The sequence below is a fragment of the Aeromonas sp. R5-4 genome (assembly GCF_040908215.1).
Classification (GTDB): domain Bacteria; phylum Pseudomonadota; class Gammaproteobacteria; order Enterobacterales; family Aeromonadaceae; genus Aeromonas; species Aeromonas veronii.
This window is the reverse complement of the sequence record NZ_JBFODG010000024.1, coordinates 27848-50052: the sequence shown is the minus strand read 5'-3', so window position 1 is coordinate 50052 and position 22205 is coordinate 27848. Positions and strand designations below refer to the sequence as shown.

Here is a 22205-nt window from a genome sequence, read left to right as displayed (position 1 = left end):
ATAACACGGTAGGGGTACCGTTTTGTTATCCGGTTTGAAGCCGTATGACCACTCCCTTTTGTGGGCAACTGTCAGGTGAATACCATCTCCATACAAATAAATAAGGTATTGGATTCCTCTGTCATTCGCCGATGGGGGAGAGCGGGTGTTGGGCTGAGCAGTTTCCTCCTCCCTAGATGCCGGTCTCTCTGGTATGATGCGCCATCATTTAGCGACCGGTGACGACGCCACCATCATGGCGGTCAGGCTGCCGGCACGGCCATTTTTCTTCGGGGCGCATTTATGCGACCCGACCTACGGATCTTGAACATGAGTACTGAACTGATCTACGGCATTCACGCTGTCACCGCGCTGCTTGAGCGCACTCCTGAGCGCTTCATCGAAGTGTGGGCTCTCAAGGGGCGGGATGACGACCGGCTGCAACCCCTGCTGGCCGAGCTGGAGTCCCTCGGTCTCAAGGTGCAGAGCGTGAACCGCAAGACCCTTGATGACAAAGCGGAAGGCAACAATCACCAGGGCATTATGGCCCGGGTGAAAGAGGCGCCGAAGCTCGCCGAGCACGATCTGGCCAGCCTGCTGGACGAGTTGGCGGCACAACATAGCCAGCCCTTCCTGCTGGTGCTGGATGGCGTGACCGATCCGCACAATCTCGGCGCCTGCCTGCGCAGCGCCGATGCCGCCGGGGTGCATGCGGTGATCGTGCCGCGCGACAAGGCCACCGGCCTGACCCCAATCGTGCGCAAGGTTGCCTGTGGCGCGGCCGAAGTGGTGCCGCTCATTCAGGTCACCAACCTGGCCCGTACCCTGCGCGAATTGCAGGAGCGCGGCGTCTGGATTGTCGGCACCGCTGGCGAGGCCGATCACGACCTCTATCAGGCCAAACTGACCGGCTCGATGGCGCTGGTGATGGGTGCTGAAGGCAAGGGGATGCGCCGTCTGACCCGCGAGCACTGCGATGAGCTGGTGAGCATCCCGATGGCGGGGGCGGTATCCAGCCTCAACGTCTCGGTGGCAACCGGCGTTTGCCTGTTTGAAGCCGTGCGTCAGCGTCGCGGTTAATCATGCTGACTGACAGACCCCCCTTCGATTGGGCGCAGGTCGCAGATAAAGAGGAGGCCGCGCGCCTCCTCTCTTTTGCCCGCCCGCTGACCCTCAGCCCGAAAAGCTGTCTCTGGCATGCCAGCGACAGCCCGGATCTGCTGGTCAGGGTGGAGCAAGGGCTGCTGCGGGCCAAGCTGGTGCTGGAGGATGGCCGCGAGTACATCAAGGAGTTCTACTGGGAGGGGGACGAGTTTCTCGACTTTCACCACCTGCTCAGTGGCGAGCCTGCCCGCTACAGCGTGGAGGCGCTGGAGCCCTGCCGTCTGCAGCTGTTCAGTCTTGCCGACTTGCGCCAGCTGCCCGGCTGGCCGCGCTGGTACCAGCACCTGCTGGAGGTCCAACTGCGCATCAAGGAGGAGAAGGAGCAGTTGCTTCTCACCGGCAGCCCGCAGGCCCGCTATCAACACTTTCTCGATTGCTTTCCCGCACTTGCGGCCAGAGTGCCGGATCACCAGATCGCCGCCTATCTTGGCATTACTCCCATCAGCCTGAGCCGCATTCGCAAACGGCTGAAAGAACTTAACAAAGGTTAATGCAGGGCGCTGGCGCCACGATTATGCTGGCAGGCCGAACTGATAAGGAGTTGCCGATGAACTGGATCCTGAAACCCTGGTCTGAACTGACCACTGACGAGTTGTATGAGTTGCTGGCGCTGCGGGCCGAGGTGTTCGTGGTGGAGCAGACCTGCCCCTTTCAGGATCTGGACGGGCTCGATCGCCGCGAAGGGGTCTTGCACCTGCTCGGATATCAGGGCGACCAGCTTGCTGCTTACGCGCGGATCATGGCGCCCGGCATCGGCGATGAGAGCGGCGCCGCCATCGGCCGGGTGGTGACCTCACCCAAGGCGCGTGGCGGTGGTCTTGGTCACCAGCTGATCGGCGAGGCGGTCAAGGCGTGCGAGGCGCGCTGGCTGACTCACAGCATCTGGCTGGGGGCACAGGCCCATCTGCAGGGCTTCTATGGCCAACACGGTTTTGTGGCGGAAGGGGAAGGCTATCTCGAAGATGATATCCCCCATATGGGAATGCGCAGAGTGGTGGCATAACCACTCGTCAGAGTGATTCAGAATGCAGAAGGGCCATCCCGCGGGATGGCCCTTCTCTTTATCGCCAGGCGATCACTTCTTCTTTTTCTTTTTGGCGGACTTCTTCTTGTCGACCGGCTTTTTCTTCTTCACCGGTACCCGCGCTTCTTTGTGTTTCGGGCGCAGCTCGTCGATCACCCGGCGCTTGAGGCGCTCCTCGGTGTAGCGTTCGATCTTGGCGACCATCGCCATGTCGTGGGCTTCCACCAGGCTGATGGCACAGCCACGGTTGCCGGCGCGGCCGGTACGGCCGATCCGGTGGACGTAAACGTCGGCGCCGTAGGGCATGTCGTAGTTGATGACATGGCTGACGTTCGGCAGGTCGATGCCGCGGGCGGCGACGTCGGTGGCGATCAGGAAGGGTACTTCCCCTTCGTGGAACTTGCGGATCGACTCGATACGCTTGCTCTGCTCCATCTCGCCACGGATCCAGGCGCAGGAGATACCCGCAGCCTGCAGCTGGCCGGAGAGCTCCGCCAGACGCTCGCGCGTCTTGACGAAGATAATGGCTTTCTGGGTTTCCGGATCTTTCAGAATATGGGTCAGCAGCGCCAGCTTGTGGGCGGCATCATCAGCCAGATGGATCCACTGGGTGATGGGGCGACGTTCGCTGCGGGGCGGTTCGGCGTGCAGCTCCACCGGATCCTTGAGGATCTCGTTGGCGAACTTCTCAAGGCCGGCCCCTTCCAGGGTGGCGGAGAAGAGCATGGTGTGCTTGCGGTAGCGCGCTTCGGCCACGATGCGGTTCACATCCTTGATAAAGCCCATGTCCAGCATGCGGTCCGCTTCGTCCAGCACCAGCACCTCGATGTCGTGGCTCTCGAACTCCTCTTTCTCGATGTACTCGAGCAGACGGCCCGGGGTGGCGACCACGATGTCGGTGGTCTTGGTCAGAGCAGGCAGCTGCTCTTCATGGCTGACGCCGCCGATGATGGTCTCGATGCTGAGGTTGGTGTGAGCCGCCAGCGCCTTGGCGTGGGCGGTCACCTGCAGCGCCAGCTCGCGGGTCGGGGTCAGGATCAGCATGCGGCAGGGGCCCGGCTTGCGGCGCGGGAAGTCCAGCAGGTGCTGGAGTGCCGGCAGCAGGAAAGAGGCGGTCTTGCCGGTACCGGTCGGAGCGGATGCCAGAATATCGCGGCCGTCCAGGGCTGGCTCCAGCACCATCTGCTGGATGGTGGTGGGGCGGGTGAATCCCATCTCGGCCAAGGCCCGGTTGAGGGCTGGGTGCAGGTCGAAATCATCAAAGGACTGGCTCATGGCAATACTCGGTCATTAAGGAAACGGCAGATTATAGGCGATTATCTCGTCGGCTCCTATTGGTGAGTGTGTCTTAGCCGCTATAATCGCCCACCATTTTTGCAGATGACGGGGGCCAGATGGGACGTAGTCGCGGATTTACCTTCAAACAGTTCCATATCAATCACGATCGCTGCGCCATGAAGGTGGGCACCGATGGCATTTTGCTCGGTGCCTGGGCGCCGGTCGAACAGGCGCGTCGAGTGCTCGATATCGGCACCGGCAGCGGCCTGATCGCCCTGATGCTGGCCCAACGCAGCAGATCTGACTGCCGTCTTGATGCGGTCGAGCTGGATATTAATGCGGCCAGCCAGGCGCGGGAGAATGCGGCTGCCTCTCCCTGGGCCGATCGGGTGACCGTCATAGAGAGTGCCATTCAGGATTATCAGGCCGCCCCTTACGATCTTGTCGTCTCCAACCCTCCCTATTTCGTGGCAGGCCAGTCATTTAGCGATCCGGCGCGGGCGTTGGCCCGCCATACCGGCGCCCTCGACAGCCCAGCATTACTGGCGGCCTGCGATCGTTTGTTGAGCCCGAACGGGCAGGTGGCGCTGGTGCTGCCGACGGCGATGGCAGATGAAATTTTATGCATTTCGGCGAATTATGATCTGCATGGCATTTGTTATACAGCTGTTATCACCAGAGAGGGTAAAGAGGCAAATCGTGTTTTATTGCTACTTGGCAGAGGATTAAACAGGTGTGAGAGGGGTGAAATTGTGATCCATTCTGCTGATGGGGCCTATTCCGACAGATATATCCAACTGACCAACCCCTTCTATTTGAAGATGTAAATTTCGTCTTGAACTATTTTTTCACGCCATTATGCTGGTTCCAGATCGAGCGCCCGCTCCAGACCAGCTAAAACCACTGGTTGCGATGAAAAAACATGCGGGGCTCTTTTTTTATACCCCCTGAACACACCCGGTCAGCGACCGATAAAAACTATAACAAGCAATAATTTACAAGACAGACGAGGTTGAACTTGACGAAATCACTCACATTGTCCGATGTACTCGGATTAGGGTTTATGACCTTCGCCTTCTACTTGGGCGCCGGTAACATCATTTTCCCGCCGTTGGCCGGTTACATGGCTGGTGAGCACCTCTCCCTGGCGATGTTTGGCTTCCTGGTCACTGCCGTGGGCCTGCCTCTGGTGACCATTCTGGCCGTGGCGAAAGCCGGTAACGGCTGGGCTGGTATGACCAAGCTGCTGCCTGCCGGTGTCGCGACTGCGCTGGCCGTTGCCATCTATATCATCATAGGCCCGGCCTTTGCCGCGCCCCGTACCGGTCTGGTTGCCTACGAGATGGGCCTCAAGCCGTTTATCGGTGACATGGGGCAAGCGGGTCTGGCTGCCTATACCGTGATCTTCTTTGGTGTGGCCATTCTGGTTTCCATGAACCAGGGCAAGCTGATGGACGCCATCGGCAAATACCTGACTCCGGTACTGATGCTGCTGCTGCTGACTCTGGCTATCGGGGTATTTGTTGCGCCGCAAGGCTCCATGCCTGATGCGTCCGGTGACTATCAGAACAGCCCCTTCGTGAAAGGGATCCTGGAAGGCTACAACACCATGGACACCCTGGCGTCCCTGATGTTTGGCGCTCTGATCGTCGATCTGCTGCGCCAGAAAGGCATCAACGATTACAAGAGCCAGTTCAAGTATCTGGCCATTGCCGGCCTCATCTCTGCCGTTGGTCTGAGCGTGGTGTACGTCTCCCTGTTCCAGCTGGGTAACACTGCAGCCGGTGTGGCGACTGATGTCAGCAATGGTGGCGCCATCGTCAACGCCTACGTACTGAGCCTGTTTGGTCAGCCGGGTCAGTTCATTCTGGCGGCCATCATCACTCTGGCGTGCTTTACCACTGCAGTCGGTCTGATCTCCGCTTGTTCCGATTTCTTCCACAATCTGACCGGCATGGCTTACAAGAAGCTGGTGGTGTTGCTGGGCGTTATCTGTGCCGTGGTGGCCAACGTGGGCCTGAGCCAGTTGATCAGCCTCTCCATTCCGGTGCTGGTTGCCATCTATCCGGTTGCCGTGGCGCTGGTGCTGGTCACCTTCCTGAAGGGTTACTTCGGCCGTCCCCGTCTGGTGTTCCGTGGCGTGTTGATGGTTGCCTTCCTGTTCGGTTGCCTGGATGGTCTGGGTGCTGCCGGTATGAAGATGGATGCGTTTGCCTTCCTGCCGCTGTTCGACAAGGGCCTCGCCTGGCTGATGCCGACCCTGCTGGCCTGCGTAGTTGGCGTGATGGTGCGTCCGACCGAGATGGCTGCCGAAGCTGCCTGATCACTCCCGATCTGATATTGCCAAGAGCCTGCCCCGTGCAGGCTCTTTTGTTTTCTATGAGCCTCGCTTCTCACCTCGCTTTGCGGCCGTAATTGTCACCGTATGCAGATAGCATCTGAGCAGCCGTATCTTGCCGCTATAACCCACTCCCCTCTTCTTGCCTCTCATACCTACGTGTGACACCTCTTTATGGAGCGCCGAGTTGTTCGGCGATTAATTCCACAGCGGTAAATTGTTTCAAGATATTAATTGGTGATTGAGATCGAACTCCTCTTCTTTATGCTAATGGTGGTGCGCCTCATCCGGTCAGCGGGCCGTGTGGGGGCGAGAGGTATTGTTACCGGTTATCTGCCAGGCAGTGGGTGCAATCAATAACAAGCTGATAAGGCAGATGAGGTTGAGTTTGACGAAATCATTGAAGTTGTTCGACGTATTCGGATTGGGGTTTATGACGTTTGCCTTCTATCTGGGGGCAGGCAATATCATTTTTCCGCCGCTGGCCGGTTTTATGGCCGGCGAGCATCTGCTGGCCGCCATGTGCGGCTTTTTGCTGACGGCGGTGGGTTTGCCGCTGATCACCCTGATTGCGGTGGCCAAGGGGAGTTCGGGGGGCGGCGCGAGTGGCTGGACCGGAATGACCCGCTATCTGCCCGCCGGGGCGGCGACGGCGCTGGCCATCGCCATCTATATCATCATGGGGCCCGCCTTTGCCATTCCCCGCACCGGTCTGGTCGCCTACGAGATGGGGCTCAAGCCCTGGCTCGGCGATGCCGGTCATGCGGGACTGCTGATCTACACCCTGAGTTTCTTTGCGCTGGTGATCCTGGTGGCGCTCGATCGGGGCAAACTGCTCGATGCGGTCGGCAAGTATCTGACCCCAGCCCTGATGGCGATGCTGCTTATTCTGGCGGTCGGGGTCTTTATGACGCCGCAGGGCACCATGCCAGATGCCAGCGGTGAGTACATAGATGCAGCCCTGACCAAAGGAATGCTGGAGGGGTACAACACCATGGACACCCTTGCCTCCCTGATGTTTGGAGCCCTGATCATCGGGTTGCTGCGCCAGAAGGGGATCGATGATTATCGCAGCCAGTTCAAATATCTGACCATCGCAGGCTTGATCTCGGCAGTTGGGCTGTCGGCGGTGTATGTCTCGCTCTTTCAGCTGGGCAACAGCGCCGGTGGGGTCGCAAGTGATATCAGCAACGGCGGCGCCATCGTCAATGCCTACGTCCTGAGTCTGTTTGGTCAACCGGGTCAGTTTATTCTGGCTGCCATCATCACCCTGGCCTGTTTTACCAGTGCGGTCGGCCTGCTCTGTGCCGGTGCCGACTACTTCCATGGCCTGACTGGCTGGGCCTATCGCAACTGGGTGATGCTGCTGGGGGCGCTCTGTGCAGTGGTGGCCAATGTGGGTCTGAGCGAATTGATCGGCCTCTCCATCCCGGTGCTGGTGGCCATCTATCCGGTTGCCATCGCGCTGGTGCTGGTGACCTTCCTCAAGGGATGGTTTGCCCAGCCACGGCTGGTGTTTCGCGGTGTGCTGACGGTCGCCTTTCTGTTTGGTTGCCTCGATGGGCTGGGCGCTGCCGGTATGGCGATGGACGGCTTTGCCTTCCTGCCGCTGTTCGACAAGGGACTTGCCTGGCTGCTGCCGACTCTGTTGGCCTGCATTATCGGCATCTTGATGCGACCAAGCGGTAAGCTGGCTGCCGAAGCGGCTTGATTCTGGAACAACGAGATAGCAAAGAGGCCAGCATCTGCTGGCCTCTTCTGTTTCTGCCGGATCCGTTACCGGATCAGATTTGCGGGCCTGACGGCTTGGGTTTGCCCTCCAGACCATACCAGTGGGTTTCTACCCGTCCGGCATGCCACTCGAAGGTGCCCCAGGGCTGCTTGGCTTCCCAGCGCGGGAAGTTGATGAGCACCCGGTTATCTTCGTACTTGTAGAGGGAGGTGCTGATCTGAATGTCCGACAGGATCAACAGCAGGGCCCAGCAGATGAAAAGCCATTTCAATGCTTTCCACATAGGGTTACTCGAAGCAGATTTCGATAGTGGCGCGACCGAAATCCGATTCGAACGGCATCATGATCTTGGTGCCATCGGCACGGTGGGTAATGGTGTGGTTGGGGCCGGAGACGATGATGGGGGTCGCCATGTCAAACTCGTAGCCCTTCTCGCCCAGCATCCGCTTGGCACCGCCGGTCACCATGTTGGTGATTTCACCGACCATGTCGGTCACCTCTTCGTTGATGGAGGCGGGAGCTTCCCCCAGCATGCGGCGCATGATCTCCAGCGCCAACCCCTTCTCGAAGCTGATGGAGAGGGAGCCACGGGTCTGCGGGCCGACCATGCCGATCAGGCCGGAGACGTCGCCGCGCGCCAGCTCATCCATCTTGCGTTTCGGTTTGCCCGGTTTGAGTTCCAGCTGTGCCATGGTCGAGAGCACATTGAGCAGGGATAGCAGGAACGGATTTACAAAATCAGCCTTCATGATGACTTCCTACAGTGGGCGTACAACGGGCACATTGGCCATGTGCCTCTATCGTCTTATTGGTAATAGTAAAACCATGCAAGTGGGCCTGCTCGGAAAACGCGCTATCGATCGCCGTATCGTGAAGCTCGACCACATCCCCGCACTCGTCGCAGATCAGCAACTGCATCGGGTGAGCGTGATCGAAGTGGCAGCAGAAGATAAACGCGTTGAGAGATTCCACCTTGTGAGCAAAGCCCTGTTCGAGCAAAAAATCGAGTGCCCGATAGACGGTTGGCGGCTTGGCATTGGCTTCGGTTTGTTGCAGCTGGGCCAACAAATCATAGGCGCTGATGGCGTTGCCGTGTGCCGCCAGCAGGCGAAATACCTGACGTCGGGTCGGGGTGAAGCGGATCCCTCGCTGTATACAGAGTCGCTCGGCTCGTTGTAAAAGTTGGTCTTGATTCATGATCGCGCAGATACCCTTTCTATTAGCCGGATACTATCACAGGGCCTCGCATGGCGCGGCGACAAAATTCATTTTCTGGGGCTGCTTCACGTTGTGATAAAATCCGCCCCTTTCTTTAGCCAACCCGGATGATTTTTATGCAGGCGCAGCGTTTTTCCATCGCCCCCATGCTGGACTGGACTGATCGGCATTGCCGTTACTTTCATCGACTGATGAGCCGCCAGACCTTGCTCTATACCGAAATGGTGACCACCGGCGCCATCATCCACGGCAAGGGGGATTATCTGGGTTACAGCGAGCAGGAGCACCCCATCTCCCTGCAGCTGGGTGGCAGCAATCCGGCCGATCTGGCGCGCTGTGCCAAGCTGGCCGAGGAGCGCGGCTATGACGAGGTGAACATCAACGTCGGCTGCCCCTCCGATCGGGTGCAGAACGGTCGCTTTGGTGCCTGCCTGATGGGTGAACCGGCGCTGGTGGCAGACTGCGTCAAGGCGATGCGCGATGTGGTCGATATTCCGGTGACGGTGAAGACCCGTATCGGTATCGACGATCAGGACTCCTACGAATTTCTGCAGGCCTTCATCGAACAGGTGCGCGATGCCGGTTGCGACACCTTTATCGTCCATGCCCGCAAGGCGTGGCTGAGTGGCCTGAGCCCCAAGGAGAACCGCGAGATCCCGCCCCTCGATTATCCCCGCGTCTATCGGGTCAAGCAGGATTACCCGGAGCTCACCATAGCTCTCAACGGCGGTGTCACCTCCATGGAGCAGACTCTCGAGCATCTGCAACATGTTGATGGCGTCATGATGGGGCGTGAAGCCTATCAGAACCCCTACATTCTGGCGCAGGTGGACAACCTGGTGTTCGGCCAGAATAACGCTGTGCCGAGCCGCCATGAAGTGGTGCGGATGATGCTGCCCTATATCGAGCAGGAGCTGGCCAAGGGCAACTACCTCTCCCACATGACCCGCCACATGCTGGGGTTGTTCCAGAACATGCAGGGGGCCCGCGCCTGGCGTCGTCACCTGAGCGAGAACGCCTGCAAACCGGGGGCGGATATTCAGGTGGTGCTGGATGCCATGGCCAAGGTGCCGGAGTTTGCCAGTAGCGAGGCGGCCGAATAAGCCAGTTGTGCCAGGGCAAGAACAACAAAAAGCGCGTCAGTTGACGCGCTTTTTTGATCGCTGTCGCTTCAATATCTGAACTGGTTGATCAGCCGCGAGAGGTCCTGCAGCCGCTCTACCAGCAGGGTGATGCCATCGAGGGCCTGCCTGCTGTTGTCGGCGGTGTGGCTGGCCAGCTGGTGGATCTGGTGCACCCCTTCATCGAGCGTCGCCGTGACGTCTGCCTGCTGACTCACCGCCTGGGCGATCTCGTCGCTGGTGCGGGTTACCTGCCCCAGCATCCGGTTGATCTGGGTGAGCACGTCGGCGGTGGTGCCCGCGTGCTGCTGGCAGCGCACCGAGGTCTGCGCCCCTTGCGTCATCCCGTCCGACAGCTGTCGTGTAGTCTGTTGCAGCGCCTGGATCATCTCGTGGATCTCGCTGGTCGAGGCGCGGGTCTTCTGGGCCAGCGCCCTCACTTCATCCGCCACCACGGCAAAACCGCGCCCCTGTTCGCCAGCCCGGGCAGCCTCGATGGCTGCATTGAGGGCGAGCAAGTTGGTCTGGTCGGCGATTTGGCTGATCACCTCCAGAATGCCGCTGATCTTCTGGCTGTCGCTGGTGAGCTGGGCCAGCACGGCATGGTTGGCATCCAGCTCCTGATGGAGTTGGTTGACGGCGGAGCGGGTGGTCGCCAATACTTGCAGCCCCTCGTCGGAGACCTGCTGTACCTCTATGACCAGATTGCTCGCCTCATGGGCACTGTGGGCCACATCGCGAATGGAGTGGCTCAGTTCGGTGATGGCGGTCGCCAGCTGCTCGCTGTGGGCGCGCTGCTGCTGCAGGTGGGTATCGATGGTCTGGATATTGCCCCGGTCATCTTCGGCTGCCTGCAGGATCTGCTGGTTGGTGTCGGCGCTGCGCCCGACCACTGCCTTGAGCTCGGCCTGCTTCATCCGCAGGGCCAGTTCGACGGCCGCCAGGGTGTCGCGCCGTCGGGTGTAGAGCACCTGACAGAGGCGGGTTCCCTTGTCTTGATCGGCAAGGGTGAGCAGATGAGCCAGCCGTTGCTGCAATCGCCAGCCGTGGATTGCCTGTGCCAACAGCAACAAGGCGGTGGGCAGCAGCCATAACAGGTTGCCGGTGACAAAAGTAGCAAGGGTAGTGAGCAACGCAGAAACGGAGAGCCAGAGGGTCAGCTGACCCGGTTCAAAGTGAAAACGGCTCAGCCAGGGAAGCGCCTTGCCGCTGCGCAACAGGCCATAGAGCTGCTCGGCCCAGGCCACATCGCTGGCGGCGGGTTTGGTGCGCACCGACTGGAACTCGACGATCTCCTTCTGTGCGTTGAGGATCGGGGTGACGTAAGCGTTTACCCAATAGAACTGACCGCTTTTGGCGCGGTTCTTGACCAGTCCCATCCAGCTTTTGCCCTGTCGCAGCCGCAGCCACATGTCGGCGAAGGCCACCTTGGGCATGTCGGGGTGTCGCACCAGATTGTGGGGTACCCCTTCCATTTCGGTCGCACCATACCCGGCCACATCACAGAAGTGCTGGTTGGCATAGGTAATATGACTGGCGGGATCCGTGGTCGAGATGAGTGCGATGTTGTCGGGGAAGTGTATCTCCCCCTCCTGATGGAGTCTGGTCATGTGTCGTTCCTGAAAAAGCCAACTAACTGATAACTATGTTTTTTATTGTCGTTCTCAGTTAATCATTCTAAGGCTCTTCAGTGCCCCGAACTTGGCTTGGGTCAATTAATCAACACAATGAATTGATGAAGTGAGGGTCAGCTGGCCGGTGTGAAATCGTGGACTTCGCCGCTTCTCGGTTTAAAGCGCGGATCGCTATCTTTGTAGCTGCGCACCAGCTCCATTGTCTTGCAAAAGCTGGTCTGCTTGTCGTACTCCTGACGAGCCAACTCGATAGCCCGTTCGGCCCGGCGCCGCTCCATCTTGTCAGACTTGCGATCGCTGAACTGTTGCTGCTGGTGCAGCATCCAGCCGACAAACTCTTGCTGGCATTGGGATTCGCTGTTGGCCTGTGCAGGCAGGGTCCACAACAACGAGAGCAGTATCAAATAACGCATGTCTGACTGGGTATTGAAGATTAATTGAACAGAAGGGGCGGCATTTTAGGCTGGAAATCGTGGTGTGAACAGTATCAATAGCGAGGCCCAGCGGGGCCTCGCATCGTTGTGGCCGGTCTCAGTGTTTGACGAGGTAGAGTTGGCGGCTGTAGGCCACATCTTCCGGGTTGTTGATGGGGTAGCCCTTGAGCCATGGCTTGATGAGGCGGGCATTGGTGTACTGGTAAATGGGGGCGATGGGGGCCTGATCCAGCAGGATCGTCTCAGCCTCGCCAAACAGCTTGCTGCGGCTGGCGGCATCCTGAGTGCTGGCCGCCTCTGCCAGCAGCTGGTCATAACGGGCATTGGCAAAGCCAGCCATATTGCCGCTGTGACGGGAGCCCCACAGACCGAGGAACGCTGACGGGTCGTTGTAGTCGGCGACCCAGGAGGAGCGGATCACCTCGAACTGACCGCTCTGGCGACTGTCGAGATAGGTTTTCCACTCCTGATTGGTCAGCTCGACCTCGGCGCCCAGCTTCTGCTTCCACATGCTGGCAATCGCCAGTGCCATCTTCTTGTGAATTTCCGCGGTATTGTAGAGCAGGGTCAGCTTGAGCGGCTTGCCCGGGCCGTAACCGGCCTCCTTGAGCAGGGACTTGGCCTTGCTGTCCAGCTCCGACTGGCTGCTGGTGGAGAGCAAGTTGGCGGCCGGGGTGAAACTGGCCGTCACATCCGGAGTGAAGTGATAAGCCGGTTTCTCGCCGGTACCGAGCACCTTGTCGGCGATCAGGGCGCGGTCGATGGTGTAGGAGAGCGCCTTGCGCACCCGCACATCGTTCAGTGGTGCCTGACGGGTATTGAAGGCGTAGTAGTAGGTGCCGAGCTGATCCGGGGTGTAGACCTCATTCGGGATCTGCTGCTTCAGCTTGTCGTACTGCTCCTTGGGGAAGGATTCGGTGATATGCAGATCGCCAGCCAGGTAGCGGTTGGTGGCCGCGCTCTCCTGATTGATCGGCATGAAGATCACCTTGGTCAATACGGTATGTGCCCGATCCCAGTAATAAGGGTTGGGGGTCAGCTCCAGCTTCTCGTTGACCACCCGGTTGTTCAGCACAAAGGCACCGTTGCCCACCAGTTTGCCGGGTTGGGTCCACAGGTTGCCGTACTGCTCGATGCTGGCTTGATGGAGCGGCGACAGGCTGGGGTGGCTCAGCAGGTTCAGGAAGTAGGGCACCGGCTGGGAGAGGGTCACCTGCAGGGTGTGGTCATCGAGGGCCTTGACCCCCAGCTCGCTGGCAGGCAATTTGCCAGCCACGATCTCGTCCACCTTGTCGAAACGGGCCAGTTGGGCAAACCAGGCGAAGGTGGCCGCCTCTTTCGGGTCGACCAGCTTGCGCCAGCCGTAGACGAAGTCGCCGGCCTTGACCGGATCGCCGTTGGACCAGCGCGCATCCGGGCGCAGATGGAAGGTAAAGAACTGGTTGCCCTTGTTCTCCCAGCTGGCCGCTACCCCGGCAACCGGTTTGCCATCCGGCCCCTGGGTCAACAGCCCCTCGAACAGATCCCGCAGTACCTGCAACTCCGGCAGGCCGACCAGCTTGAGCGGGCTCAGGCTCGCAGGTTCATCCTTGAGGTGGCGAACGACAATCTGCTCGGCGGCGAGTTGTGTTCCGGCGGGAATATCGGCAGCCTGGACAGCAGCACAGCCCAGCAGGGCCAGCAAGGGGCTCCATCCTTTCATGGGTCGGATCCTTCAAATAGTGTGAAGCGGGGAGAAAACTCGGCGAGAAAATATCGCCGACAGATGGGAAATCATGATATCCCGTTTGCTGGTCTGACCGCCAGCATTCGACTCTCACTCCCAATCGGGGTAGAAGAGCGTTCCCGGCGTCTGTGCAGTTCAATGTGGTGAGGAGTGTCAAACGATGAAAGCATGGTTATTGCTGGCCTGTGTGTTGAGCCAGGGTGCCTGGGCGTTGGCCCCGTGCCAGAGCGACACTGCGGTGGGCAACTGGTGCGAGATCGGCATCGATGCCTTGCACCCGACTCAGGGGGGCGTCGGCCAGATCCAGGTCGATGAGACCCAGGCCACATTGGCTGGCATGAGCACAAAGCAGCTCGACAAGTTGATGAAAAAGAAAGAGATCCCCGTGGTGATTGCGCCGGATGGCAGCTACTGGCTGGTGGACAGGCACCATCTCACCAAGGCGTTGTGGCAGCAGGGCGTCAAGGATGCCCGGGTCAAGGTGATTGGCCGTCTGCAGGACAAAGCCAACTTCTGGAGCCAGATGCAGAACAACCACTGGGCCTGGCTCAAGGATGAGAAGGGACAGCCGCTGACCCCGGAGCAGTTGCCGACCCGTATCGACAAGCTGCCTGATTACCCCTATCGCACCCTCGCCGGACTGCTGCAGAATGCGGGCTACTTTCGCAAGGACAAACAGGTCTATTTCGTCGAGTTTGCCTGGGCCAGCTGGCTCGGCAAGCAGATGCAATGGATGCCGGTGGACAGCGCCAATCTGGCGGCCCGCCTGCAACAGGCCAAACGGCTCGCCTGCGGCAGCGATGCCAGTGACTTGCCCGGTTATCCCGGCAAGCAGTGCAGCCTCAACCAGTCCAAAAGCGCGCAGTGAGTGGATGTGCGATGACGGCATCCAGAGCATGCCGGAGATAAAAGAGGGCGACCCCGGGGTCGCCCTTATGCTGTCAGCTACTGGTTAGCGGTGGTCACTCATGGCGCTCCGCCCAGTGGGCAGCCGCCTGTTCAAGCAGGGCGACGTCACCTTGCTGGATCAGCGGTAGCAGATCGTTGACCTGTTGATCCGGCCAATCCCACCAGGCGAGGGCCTGTAGCCGGGCAATTTCCTCCTCGCCAAAGCGCATTCGCACCACCCTGGCCGGGGTGCCCGCCACCATGGCATAGGACGGTACATCCTGATTGACCAACGAGCGGGCGGCGATGATGGCGCCGTCGCCGATGGTGACGCCGGGCATGATCATCGCCTCCATGCCGATCCAGACATCGTTGCCGATGCGGGTATCGCCAGCGGGGCGGTAGCTGCGCTTGAGCGCCGCCAGATCGGCGAACGGATAGGTGCTGATGAAGGCCGTGTTGTGGGTGTGGTTGCCGCCCATGATGATCTTTACCCCGGCGGCAATCTGCACATAGTCGCCGATATGGAGGCGGTCGATATGCCAGAGCGGCTCCCAGCCGGTGTCCGGGCTGCGGCTGAAGGGATCGCCATGGAGGTAGCGCACCGCCACCTCTTCGAAGGGGCCATCCCAGGCACCCGAGTAGTAGCTGTGCTGTCCCTTGAGGCAGATATTGGGGTTGCTCACCGTCAGGTGCAGGTATTCGACCTGCGACCAGTGTTGGCAGGGGTTCATGTTGGTACTCCTTTGCTGAATGGATCGGATGGGTTGCGTTCGCGTGAGCGCAGCTAATAGATCCAGACCAGCATGCGGGGCACGCAGAGCAGGGAGCAGCCCAGCATCTGCGGGAGGCGTGGTCGCATTGTGGTGTGCTCCAAAAGAGGGGGAAGGGCACGATCATAAGGTCGGGCGCCGGGTTTGCCAAGGTTGCGCAGAGATCCTGCACTAACCCTCTGGTTGATATTTATTCTCAATTAGCCATGATAACACTCCCACCATGACGGACTCGGGAGAGCGAAATGACACCGCAAAGTTGGCAACGATACATGCTGGAGGCGGAGCGTGCCTGGCAGGCCGGTTCGCTGGGGGCGGCGATCTGCTTTTATCAGCAGGCGCTGGGGGATGTTTACGAGATGACTCAGGTCGAGTTGACCGAACTGGCCACCATGCGAGTCGCCACCTGCCACCGGCTGGCCGACTTCTGGCGGGCGATGGATGAGCCGACTTATGAGCTGCGCTACCTGAAGCTTGCCTCCGAGCTGGTGACTGCGCTGGTGCCGCAGTGCCCGAACCGGGAGTGCGAGGCACTGATCAGCGAGCTGGGTTGCTGCCGTGGGGCCCTGCTCGCCTTTCTCAAGCGCCACCCCAATCCGGAAATTGCCCGGCTGATCCAGCTGCAGGACAAGGTGCAGGGCTGCGAGCTGATCGGCCGTTTTCGACTCAACTGAACGGATTGGGGCGAGGCTCAGCCCCGCCGTTTGAGTTTCTGGGCGATGCGCTGTTGCGCCTCTTCCCCTTGCAGTGCCTGGGCGAAGGCGCGCGCTTCCAGATCGATGACGAAGTGCACCGCCTGTTTAAGCTCCTGTTTCAGCAGCGCCTTGCTCTTTTGCAGCGCTCTGGGCGGTTTGGCCGCCAGCTTCAGCCCCTGCTCGCGGGCAAGGGAGAGCAATCCATCGGCCGCCACCACCTTGTTGGCGAGCCCGAGTCGCAGCGCCTCCTCGGCATCAATCGCCTCGGCCAGCAGCAACAGCTCGGCTGCCTTGAGGTGCCCCACCAGACGCGGCAGCAGCAGGCTGGAGGCAAACTCCGGCACCAGCCCCAGCTCGACGAAAGGAAGCTGCAAGCGGGCATTATCCCCCAGATAGACCAGATCGCAGTGCAGCAGAATGGTGGTGCCAATCCCCACCGCCGGGCCGCCAACAGCGGCGATCACGGGTTTGGGGAAATCCGCTAGGGTGTGGAGGAACTGCAGTATGGGGTCATCGGGCTCCAGCGCGCTTTTGCCCATGAAATCGGTCAGATCATTGCCCGCGGTAAAGCAATCTTGCTGCCCCTGCAACAGCAGGACATGCACCTCCTCATCGGCTGCCGCCTCTCGCAGCGCTGCCACCAGTTGCTTATAGAGCTCGGTATTGAGAGCGTTGCGCTTGTCGGGGCGGTTGAGGGTCAGGGTGAGCAAGCCATCCTGCTGCTCGGCAATGAGAATGGGGGCCATGTCTAAATCCTTGTTATTGAAAGGTGCAAAAAAGGTTGCTGCTGGGGTAACCTTGGTGCCGTTTAACAACATCATAAAAGGATTTCAACCATGTTTAAACGTGCGTTTTATTCTCTGCTGGTTCTGGGTATGACGGCGCCTGCACTGGCCAAGGTCGAGGCTGTCGACGGCTATGTGCGCCTGTTGCCGCCGGGTTCCCCCAACACCGCCGCCTTTATGGTGCTCAAGAATGACGCCGATCAGCCGGTCAAGCTGGTGGCGGCGGCTTCTGCTGCGGCGGGGCGTGCCGAGCTGCACACTCATCTGCACGAAAATGGTGTGATGAAGATGCGTCAGGTCGAGAATATCGAGATCCCGGCCAAGGGCGAGGCGGTGCTGAAACCGGGCAGCCTGCACATCATGCTGTTCGAGGTGGGCGCGCTCTCCGAGCAGACCCCTTTCCCGCTCACCCTCACCATGGATGATGGTCAGAAGCTGGATCTGTCACTGCCGGTGAAGCCGATTGAGCCGATGGCAGAGATGAAGCATATGAAGCACTGACATTTGTCGTCGTTTGTTCAGGATTGACGCTGGGTATTTTGGCTGCACCGAGTAAAATAGTGCTCTTTTCCATGTATGCAAGAGGAAGTGACGTAATGAAAAAGACGCTGATTGCCGGTTTTGTGCTGGCTCTGTGCAGCCAGAGTGCCATGGCCGCTGACGACTGGCGTTTTGCCGCCGGTGCCGACGTATGGGCCGCCAAGGGCAGTGGTCAGGCTTATGGCACCAGTGCTGATGGCAGCTATGACGACAGCTACAACTGGAACGGCTATCTGCAACTGGAACACGGCATCATCTTCCTGCCGAACGCCAAGTTTGAAGTCTCCGATTTCAGCACCTCCGGCGGCAACTTCAAAAACGATCTGACTGCCTACGATCTGAGCCTCTACTACCGTCTGTTCAACAACGATCTGTTCAAGATCGATCTGGGTATGACCGGTCGTCACTACGATGGCGAGCAGGTCTACTCCGGTCGCAAGGGTTATGACGAAGATACCCTGATGGCCTATGCCGGCAGTGAAGTGAAGATCCCGGGCACCGGCATCGCCTTCTTCGGCGATCTGCGCACTCACGATGCGGACAACTATGACTACCGTCTGGGTGGTTCCTACAAGTTCTCCTCCATGCCGATCAAGCTGCGTGCCGGCTGGCGTGAAGCCAAGGTCGACTTCGCCAATATCGATCAGTCTGTCGATGGCTGGTTCATGGGCGGCGAATTCACTTTCTAATCTGACCGTCAACTGACGACGAGGAGCGATAATGGGCCACATCATAGTGACAGGTGCCGGTTCTGGTCTCGGCCGGGCGCTGACCATAGGTCTGGTTGAGCGGGGCTATCAGGTCTCCATGATGGGGCGCCGTTATCAGCGACTGCAGGAGCAGGAGCAACTGCTCGGCAGCGCGGTGATCGGCATCGCTGCCGATCTGGCGCACCATGAAGAGGTCGACGTCGCCTTCGCTGCAGCGGTGGAGTGGGGCGGGCAGCCCGACATGGTGATCCACTGCGCCGGGGTGGGCGAGTTTGGCCCGGTCGGTGTCTACACCGCCGAGCAGATCCGCCGGGTGGTGGAGAGCAATCTCATCTCCACCATTCTGGTGGCTCAGCAGACGGTGCGGCTTATCGGGGAGAAAGGCGGAGTGCTGGCCAATGTGCTCTCCTCCGCCGCTCAGGTGGGCAAGGCCAACGAGAGCCTCTACTGTGCCTCCAAATGGGGGATGCGCGGCTTTCTCGAATCCTTGCGCGCCGAGCTGAAAAGCTCGCCACTGCGGCTGGTCAACCTCTACCCGAGCGGGATCCGCAGCGAATTCTGGGACAACTCGGATCACGTGGACCCGAGTGGCTTCATGACTCCGGAAGATGCGGCGGCCTATATGCTCGACGCACTGGAAGCCAGAAGCAGCTGCCACGTGACCGACCTCTTTATCGGTCGCAATCCCTGAGGCAACCCTTCATCCGGTTGCCGTCGTCAGCACACAGAAACAAAAAGCGCGCCAAATGGCGCGCTTTTTTATATCGGGAAGAGGGCGGAATTAACGGCCCAGCTTGGCCTTGAGCATGGCGATGATGTCGCTGATGGCCACTTCCTGCTTCTCGCCGGTGCGGCGGCACTTGTACTCCACCACGCCGTTGTCCAGACCGCGATCGCCGATGACGATGGCGTGCGGGATGCCCAGCAGCTCCATGTCGGCGAACATCACGCCCGGGCGCTCTTTACGGTCGTCGAACAGCACGTCCACACCGGCGGCTTTCAGCTCGGCGTAGAACTGCTGTGCCTGCTCGGCCACGCGCTCGGACTTGTGCATGTTCATCGGCACGATGGCCACTTCGAACGGGGCGATGGCGTCCGGCCAGATGATGCCGTACTGGTCGTTGTTCTGCTCGATGGCGGCAGCAACCAGACGGGAAACCCCGATACCGTAGCAACCCATCTCCATGGTGACGGACTTGCCAGCTTCGTTCAGCACGCTCGCCTTCATCGCTTCGGAGTACTTGGTACCCAGCTGGAAGATGTGGCCCACTTCGATGCCGCGCTTGAGCAGCAGCTTGCCCTGGCCACACGGGCTCGGGTCGCCTTCTACCACGTTGCGCAGGTCGGCAACTTCATAGGTAGCGATGTCGCGATCCCAGTTGGCACCGGTCAGGTGGAAGCCGGTCTCGTTGGCGCCGCAGACGAAGTCCGCCAGATGGGCAGCGCTGCGATCGACGATGATGCGACCGGCAAAGCCGACTGGGCCGATGGAACCTGCGTCGCAACCGGCGGCAGCTTTAATCTGCTCGTCGTTGGCGAAGGTCAGCGGGTTGGCCACGCCAGCCAGTTTCTCTGCCTTGATTTCGTTCAGTTCGTGGTCGCCACGCAGTACCAGTGCGATGACGGCCTGCTTGCCGTGCTCATCTTCCTCTGCCAGTACCAGCAGGGTCTTGGCGATGGCGGTCGGTGCCACGTTCAGGAAGGCAGCCACTTCGTCGATGGTGTGGACGTTCGGGGTGGCAACCTTGGTCAGGGCTGCGGTGGCGGCAGCGCGCTCACCAGCCGGTGCCAGCGCTTCGGCCATCTCGATGTTGGCGGCGTAATCGGAGCTATCGGAGAAGGCGATCAAGTCTTCACCACTCTCGGCCAGCACCTGGAATTCGTGGGAACCGGTACCACCGATGGAGCCGGTATCGGCCTGTACCGGACGGAAGTTCAGACCCATGCGGGTGAACGCCTTGCAGTAGGCAGCATGCATCTTCTCGTAGGTATCGACCAGAGATTCCTTGTCGATGTGGAAGGAGTAGGCATCCTTCATCAGGAATTCGCGGCCGCGCATCACGCCGAAACGGGGACGCACTTCGTCGCGGAACTTGGTCTGGATCTGGTAGAGATTGAGCGGCAGCTGTTTGTAGCTGTTCACTTCGTAACGCACCAGCGCAGTGATCACCTCTTCGTGGGTCGGGCCCAGCACGAAGGGACGGTTGTGACGGTCGGTCAGACGGCACAGCTCGGGACCGTAGTCATCCCAGCGGCCGGACTCCTGCCACAGCTCGGCAGGCTGAACCACCGGCATGGAGACTTCGACGGCACCAGCATTGTTCATCTCTTCGCGAACAATGTTCTCGATTTTCTTCAGTACCCGCAGACCGGTTGGCAACCAGGCATACATGCCGGAGGCCAGTTTACGGATCATCCCGGCGCGCAGCATCAGCTGGTGGCTGACAACTTCAGCGTCGGAGGGGGTTTCCTTGAGAGTGGAAAGCAGATATTGGCTGGTACGCATCGCGGTAGACCTTAGCTAGAACGGGCGCGGGGCCCAGGATAATTTCAAGGGCGGAATTTTAACAGGCTGGGCGTTATGGCCCAAGGGCTAAATTTGCCGCAACCCGAAAGGTGGCAACGCCCGGCAGATAGCCTGGGGCAATGACCATTACAACAAGCAGGCTTTTTATGCCTGCAATTTGGCCGGATCTCCGCTAAACTCTGCCACCTTTTCTCGATGGGCATGGCTTTTCCGCGTCCATCACCCCCCATTTTTAGTACTTTTGGAGCCGCTCATGCCGTTAGTGGGACATCAACACCAGATCGAGATCCTGGAACTGACCGACAAAGGAGATGGCAAAGGACGCCTGTTCGATCGCCCCCTGTTTGTCGAAGGTCTGCTGCCCGGTGAGCAGGCGCTGGTGGAGCTGACCGAGGTCAAGCCGAACTATCTGCACGGCAAGGTTGCCGAGCTGCTCCAGCCCTCTGCCGATCGGGTTGCCGATTTCTGCCCCAACACCGAGTGCGGTGGCTGTCAGGTACGTCCGCTGGCCTATCCGGCCCAGCTCAAGCTCAAGCAGGCACTGGTGCAGAGCGCACTGGAGCAGGCCGGGCTGGGTGACACCCCGGTCAAGGATATCCTTGGCATGGAAAGCCCGTTCGCCTATCGCAACAAGGCGCAATATGCGGTGCGTGGCTGCGATGCCGGTGCCGAGATCGGTTTTTATCGCAAGCACTCTCACGATCTCATCACCGCCGATGACTGTGCGGTGCAGGATCCGCTGCACGTGGAGCTCAACGCCCGGGTGCGCAACTGGATGCGCGCGCATGACATCGCTGCCTATGACGAAGTGAACCACAGCGGCTGCGTGCGCAACCTGATGACCCGCAAGGGCTTCAAGAGCGGCGAGCTGATGGTGGTGCTGGTCACTTTGGGTGAGGCGCTGCCGTTCGAAGCCGAACTGTTGGCAGCCCTGAGCGATCTGCCAGTCACAACCCTGGTGCAGAACATCAACGATGAGCGCACCAACCGCATTCTGGGTGCCACCAACCGGGTGCTGCTCGGCGAAGGGGTGATCCGCGACAAGATCCACGAACTCGAGTTCGAGATCTCGCCGCTCTCCTTCTTCCAGAACAACCCGACCCAGACCGATGTGCTCTACTCCAGCGCCCTCGATTATGCCGAGCTGACCGGTAACGAGACGGTGTTCGACATCTATTGCGGTATCGGCACCATCTCCCTGTTCCTGGCTGGCAAGGCCGCCAAGGTCGTCGGGATCGAGTCGGTGGAGAGCGCCATCAGCGATGCCCGTCGCAACGCTGCCCTCAACGGCATCGAGCACACCGAATTCCACGTCGGCAAGGCGGAGCAGCTGATGCCAGAGCTGCACGCCCAGGGCGTGACCGCTGACGTGGTGGTGATGGATCCGCCCCGCAAAGGCTGTGACAAGGCCGTATTGCAGACCCTGGTCGCCATGGCGCCCCGCCGTCTGGTCTATGTCTCCTGCAACCCGCAGACCCTGGCCCGCGACCTCGCCTGGCTGGTCAAGCAGGGCTTCGTGCTGGACGAGGTGCAACCGGTCGATATGTTCCCGCACTCCATGCACGTCGAAGCGGTTGCCCGCCTGAGCTTGCCCGCCAAGGCATAAGTCGCCCCCGACTCTTGCCCACAAAAAAACGAC

At 59.8% G+C, this 22205-nt stretch carries 23 protein-coding genes; 13 read left to right on the top strand and 10 right to left on the bottom strand.

Annotation, left to right across the window (positions count from 1 at the left end; translation table 11 throughout):
* The first annotated feature begins 309 nt into the window (after positions 1–309).
* Genes rlmB through AB5Y83_RS12210 form a run of 3 tightly spaced genes read left to right on the top strand, consistent with a single transcriptional unit; the run spans position 310 to position 2146 of the window.
* Positions 310–1059, top strand: coding sequence for a 23S rRNA (guanosine(2251)-2'-O)-methyltransferase RlmB (rlmB, locus tag AB5Y83_RS12220; RefSeq protein ID WP_368175239.1), 750 nt, complete (start codon positions 310–312; stop codon positions 1057–1059).
* A gap of 2 nt (positions 1060–1061) precedes the next feature.
* Entirely contained in the window at positions 1062–1634 is a 573-nt protein-coding gene (locus AB5Y83_RS12215) for a Crp/Fnr family transcriptional regulator (RefSeq protein WP_368175238.1), read from the top strand.
* A 56-nt stretch (positions 1635–1690) separates the two neighbouring features.
* Positions 1691–2146, top strand: coding sequence for a GNAT family N-acetyltransferase (locus AB5Y83_RS12210; protein ID WP_368175237.1), 456 nt, complete (start codon positions 1691–1693; stop codon positions 2144–2146).
* Between the two features lie 72 nt (positions 2147–2218).
* Here the strand turns inward: AB5Y83_RS12210 and srmB are convergent, their stop codons facing one another.
* Complete coding sequence (srmB, locus tag AB5Y83_RS12205; RefSeq protein ID WP_005343175.1) at positions 2219–3442, bottom strand: ATP-dependent RNA helicase SrmB; 1224 nt, start codon at positions 3440–3442, stop codon at positions 2219–2221.
* 119 nt (positions 3443–3561) lie between these two features.
* On the opposite strand from srmB, the gene AB5Y83_RS12200 reads away from it, so the two are divergent.
* From AB5Y83_RS12200 to brnQ (AB5Y83_RS12190), 3 genes are all read left to right on the top strand, one after another.
* A complete protein-coding gene (locus AB5Y83_RS12200; RefSeq protein ID WP_139402735.1) occupies positions 3562–4272 on the top strand; it encodes a tRNA1(Val) (adenine(37)-N6)-methyltransferase in 711 nt (236 codons plus the stop codon).
* Positions 4273–4463: 191 nt separating this feature from the next.
* Positions 4464–5768, top strand: coding sequence for a branched-chain amino acid transport system II carrier protein (gene brnQ / locus AB5Y83_RS12195; protein ID WP_005335813.1), 1305 nt, complete (start codon positions 4464–4466; stop codon positions 5766–5768).
* A 448-nt stretch (positions 5769–6216) separates the two neighbouring features.
* A complete protein-coding gene (gene brnQ, locus AB5Y83_RS12190; protein ID WP_368175240.1) occupies positions 6217–7494 on the top strand; it encodes a branched-chain amino acid transport system II carrier protein in 1278 nt (425 codons plus the stop codon).
* Between the two features lie 73 nt (positions 7495–7567).
* Here the strand turns inward: brnQ (AB5Y83_RS12190) and AB5Y83_RS12185 are convergent, their stop codons facing one another.
* From AB5Y83_RS12185 to zur, 3 genes are read right to left on the bottom strand one after another with little or no spacing between them, the layout of a single operon-like run.
* Complete coding sequence (locus tag AB5Y83_RS12185) at positions 7568–7798, bottom strand: hypothetical protein (protein ID WP_047434532.1); 231 nt, start codon at positions 7796–7798, stop codon at positions 7568–7570.
* Between the two features lie 4 nt (positions 7799–7802).
* On the bottom strand, positions 7803–8264 hold the full coding sequence (locus AB5Y83_RS12180) for a chemotaxis protein CheX (RefSeq protein ID WP_005343179.1): 462 nt from the start codon (positions 8262–8264) through the stop codon (positions 7803–7805).
* The gene (gene zur, locus AB5Y83_RS12175) at positions 8254–8712 is read right to left on the bottom strand and encodes a zinc uptake transcriptional repressor Zur (protein ID WP_005335805.1); all 459 of its coding nucleotides are present in this window, start codon (positions 8710–8712) and stop codon (positions 8254–8256) included. The genes AB5Y83_RS12180 and zur overlap by 11 nt, the downstream gene beginning before the upstream one ends.
* Positions 8713–8849: 137 nt before the next feature.
* Here zur and dusA point away from each other — a divergent pair, with 137 nt between their 5' ends.
* Entirely contained in the window at positions 8850–9836 is a 987-nt protein-coding gene (gene dusA / locus AB5Y83_RS12170) for a tRNA dihydrouridine(20/20a) synthase DusA (RefSeq protein ID WP_107682784.1), read from the top strand.
* 68 nt (positions 9837–9904) lie between these two features.
* Here the strand turns inward: dusA and AB5Y83_RS12165 are convergent, their stop codons facing one another.
* The 3 genes from AB5Y83_RS12165 to AB5Y83_RS12155 all read right to left on the bottom strand — a co-directional run bounded on the left by AB5Y83_RS12165 (position 9905) and on the right by AB5Y83_RS12155 (position 13624).
* Positions 9905–11464: a methyl-accepting chemotaxis protein gene (locus AB5Y83_RS12165; protein WP_368175236.1), complete on the bottom strand. Its 1560-nt coding sequence runs from the start codon at positions 11462–11464 to the stop codon at positions 9905–9907.
* 137 nt (positions 11465–11601) lie between these two features.
* Positions 11602–11901, bottom strand: a complete 300-nt coding sequence (locus AB5Y83_RS12160) for a hypothetical protein (RefSeq protein ID WP_005335795.1) — start codon at positions 11899–11901, stop codon at positions 11602–11604.
* A 118-nt stretch (positions 11902–12019) separates the two neighbouring features.
* On the bottom strand, positions 12020–13624 hold the full coding sequence (locus AB5Y83_RS12155) for an ABC transporter substrate-binding protein (protein ID WP_368175235.1): 1605 nt from the start codon (positions 13622–13624) through the stop codon (positions 12020–12022).
* A gap of 184 nt (positions 13625–13808) precedes the next feature.
* On the opposite strand from AB5Y83_RS12155, the gene AB5Y83_RS12150 reads away from it, so the two are divergent.
* The gene (locus tag AB5Y83_RS12150; protein WP_201933906.1) at positions 13809–14516 is read left to right on the top strand and encodes a ParB-like protein; all 708 of its coding nucleotides are present in this window, start codon (positions 13809–13811) and stop codon (positions 14514–14516) included.
* A gap of 94 nt (positions 14517–14610) precedes the next feature.
* Here the strand turns inward: AB5Y83_RS12150 and AB5Y83_RS12145 are convergent, their stop codons facing one another.
* On the bottom strand, positions 14611–15270 hold the full coding sequence (locus AB5Y83_RS12145; RefSeq protein WP_368175234.1) for a CatB-related O-acetyltransferase: 660 nt from the start codon (positions 15268–15270) through the stop codon (positions 14611–14613).
* 284 nt (positions 15271–15554) lie between these two features.
* Between AB5Y83_RS12145 and AB5Y83_RS12140 the strand changes: the two genes are divergently transcribed.
* Positions 15555–15983, top strand: a complete 429-nt coding sequence (locus tag AB5Y83_RS12140) for a DUF2753 family protein (protein ID WP_005335785.1) — start codon at positions 15555–15557, stop codon at positions 15981–15983.
* Positions 15984–16000: 17 nt separating this feature from the next.
* Here AB5Y83_RS12140 and AB5Y83_RS12135 read toward each other — a convergent pair whose 3' ends face one another.
* Positions 16001–16750, bottom strand: coding sequence for an enoyl-CoA hydratase-related protein (locus tag AB5Y83_RS12135; RefSeq protein ID WP_368175233.1), 750 nt, complete (start codon positions 16748–16750; stop codon positions 16001–16003).
* Positions 16751–16840: 90 nt separating this feature from the next.
* Here AB5Y83_RS12135 and AB5Y83_RS12130 point away from each other — a divergent pair, with 90 nt between their 5' ends.
* The 3 genes from AB5Y83_RS12130 to AB5Y83_RS12120 all read left to right on the top strand — a co-directional run bounded on the left by AB5Y83_RS12130 (position 16841) and on the right by AB5Y83_RS12120 (position 18730).
* Positions 16841–17290 carry a copper chaperone PCu(A)C gene (locus AB5Y83_RS12130; protein ID WP_368175232.1) on the top strand — a complete coding sequence of 150 codons (450 nt, stop codon included), beginning with the start codon at positions 16841–16843 and terminating at the stop codon, positions 17288–17290.
* Positions 17291–17385: 95 nt separating this feature from the next.
* Positions 17386–18018: a TIGR04219 family outer membrane beta-barrel protein gene (locus AB5Y83_RS12125; RefSeq protein ID WP_005335781.1), complete on the top strand. Its 633-nt coding sequence runs from the start codon at positions 17386–17388 to the stop codon at positions 18016–18018.
* 31 nt (positions 18019–18049) lie between these two features.
* Complete coding sequence (locus AB5Y83_RS12120) at positions 18050–18730, top strand: SDR family oxidoreductase (RefSeq protein WP_368175231.1); 681 nt, start codon at positions 18050–18052, stop codon at positions 18728–18730.
* Between the two features lie 90 nt (positions 18731–18820).
* Here the strand turns inward: AB5Y83_RS12120 and AB5Y83_RS12115 are convergent, their stop codons facing one another.
* Positions 18821–20545, bottom strand: a complete 1725-nt coding sequence (locus AB5Y83_RS12115; RefSeq protein WP_040066982.1) for a proline--tRNA ligase — start codon at positions 20543–20545, stop codon at positions 18821–18823.
* 274 nt (positions 20546–20819) lie between these two features.
* Here AB5Y83_RS12115 and rlmD point away from each other — a divergent pair, with 274 nt between their 5' ends.
* Entirely contained in the window at positions 20820–22172 is a 1353-nt protein-coding gene (rlmD, locus tag AB5Y83_RS12110) for a 23S rRNA (uracil(1939)-C(5))-methyltransferase RlmD (RefSeq protein ID WP_216950154.1), read from the top strand.
* The last annotated feature ends 33 nt before the right edge of the window (positions 22173–22205 follow it).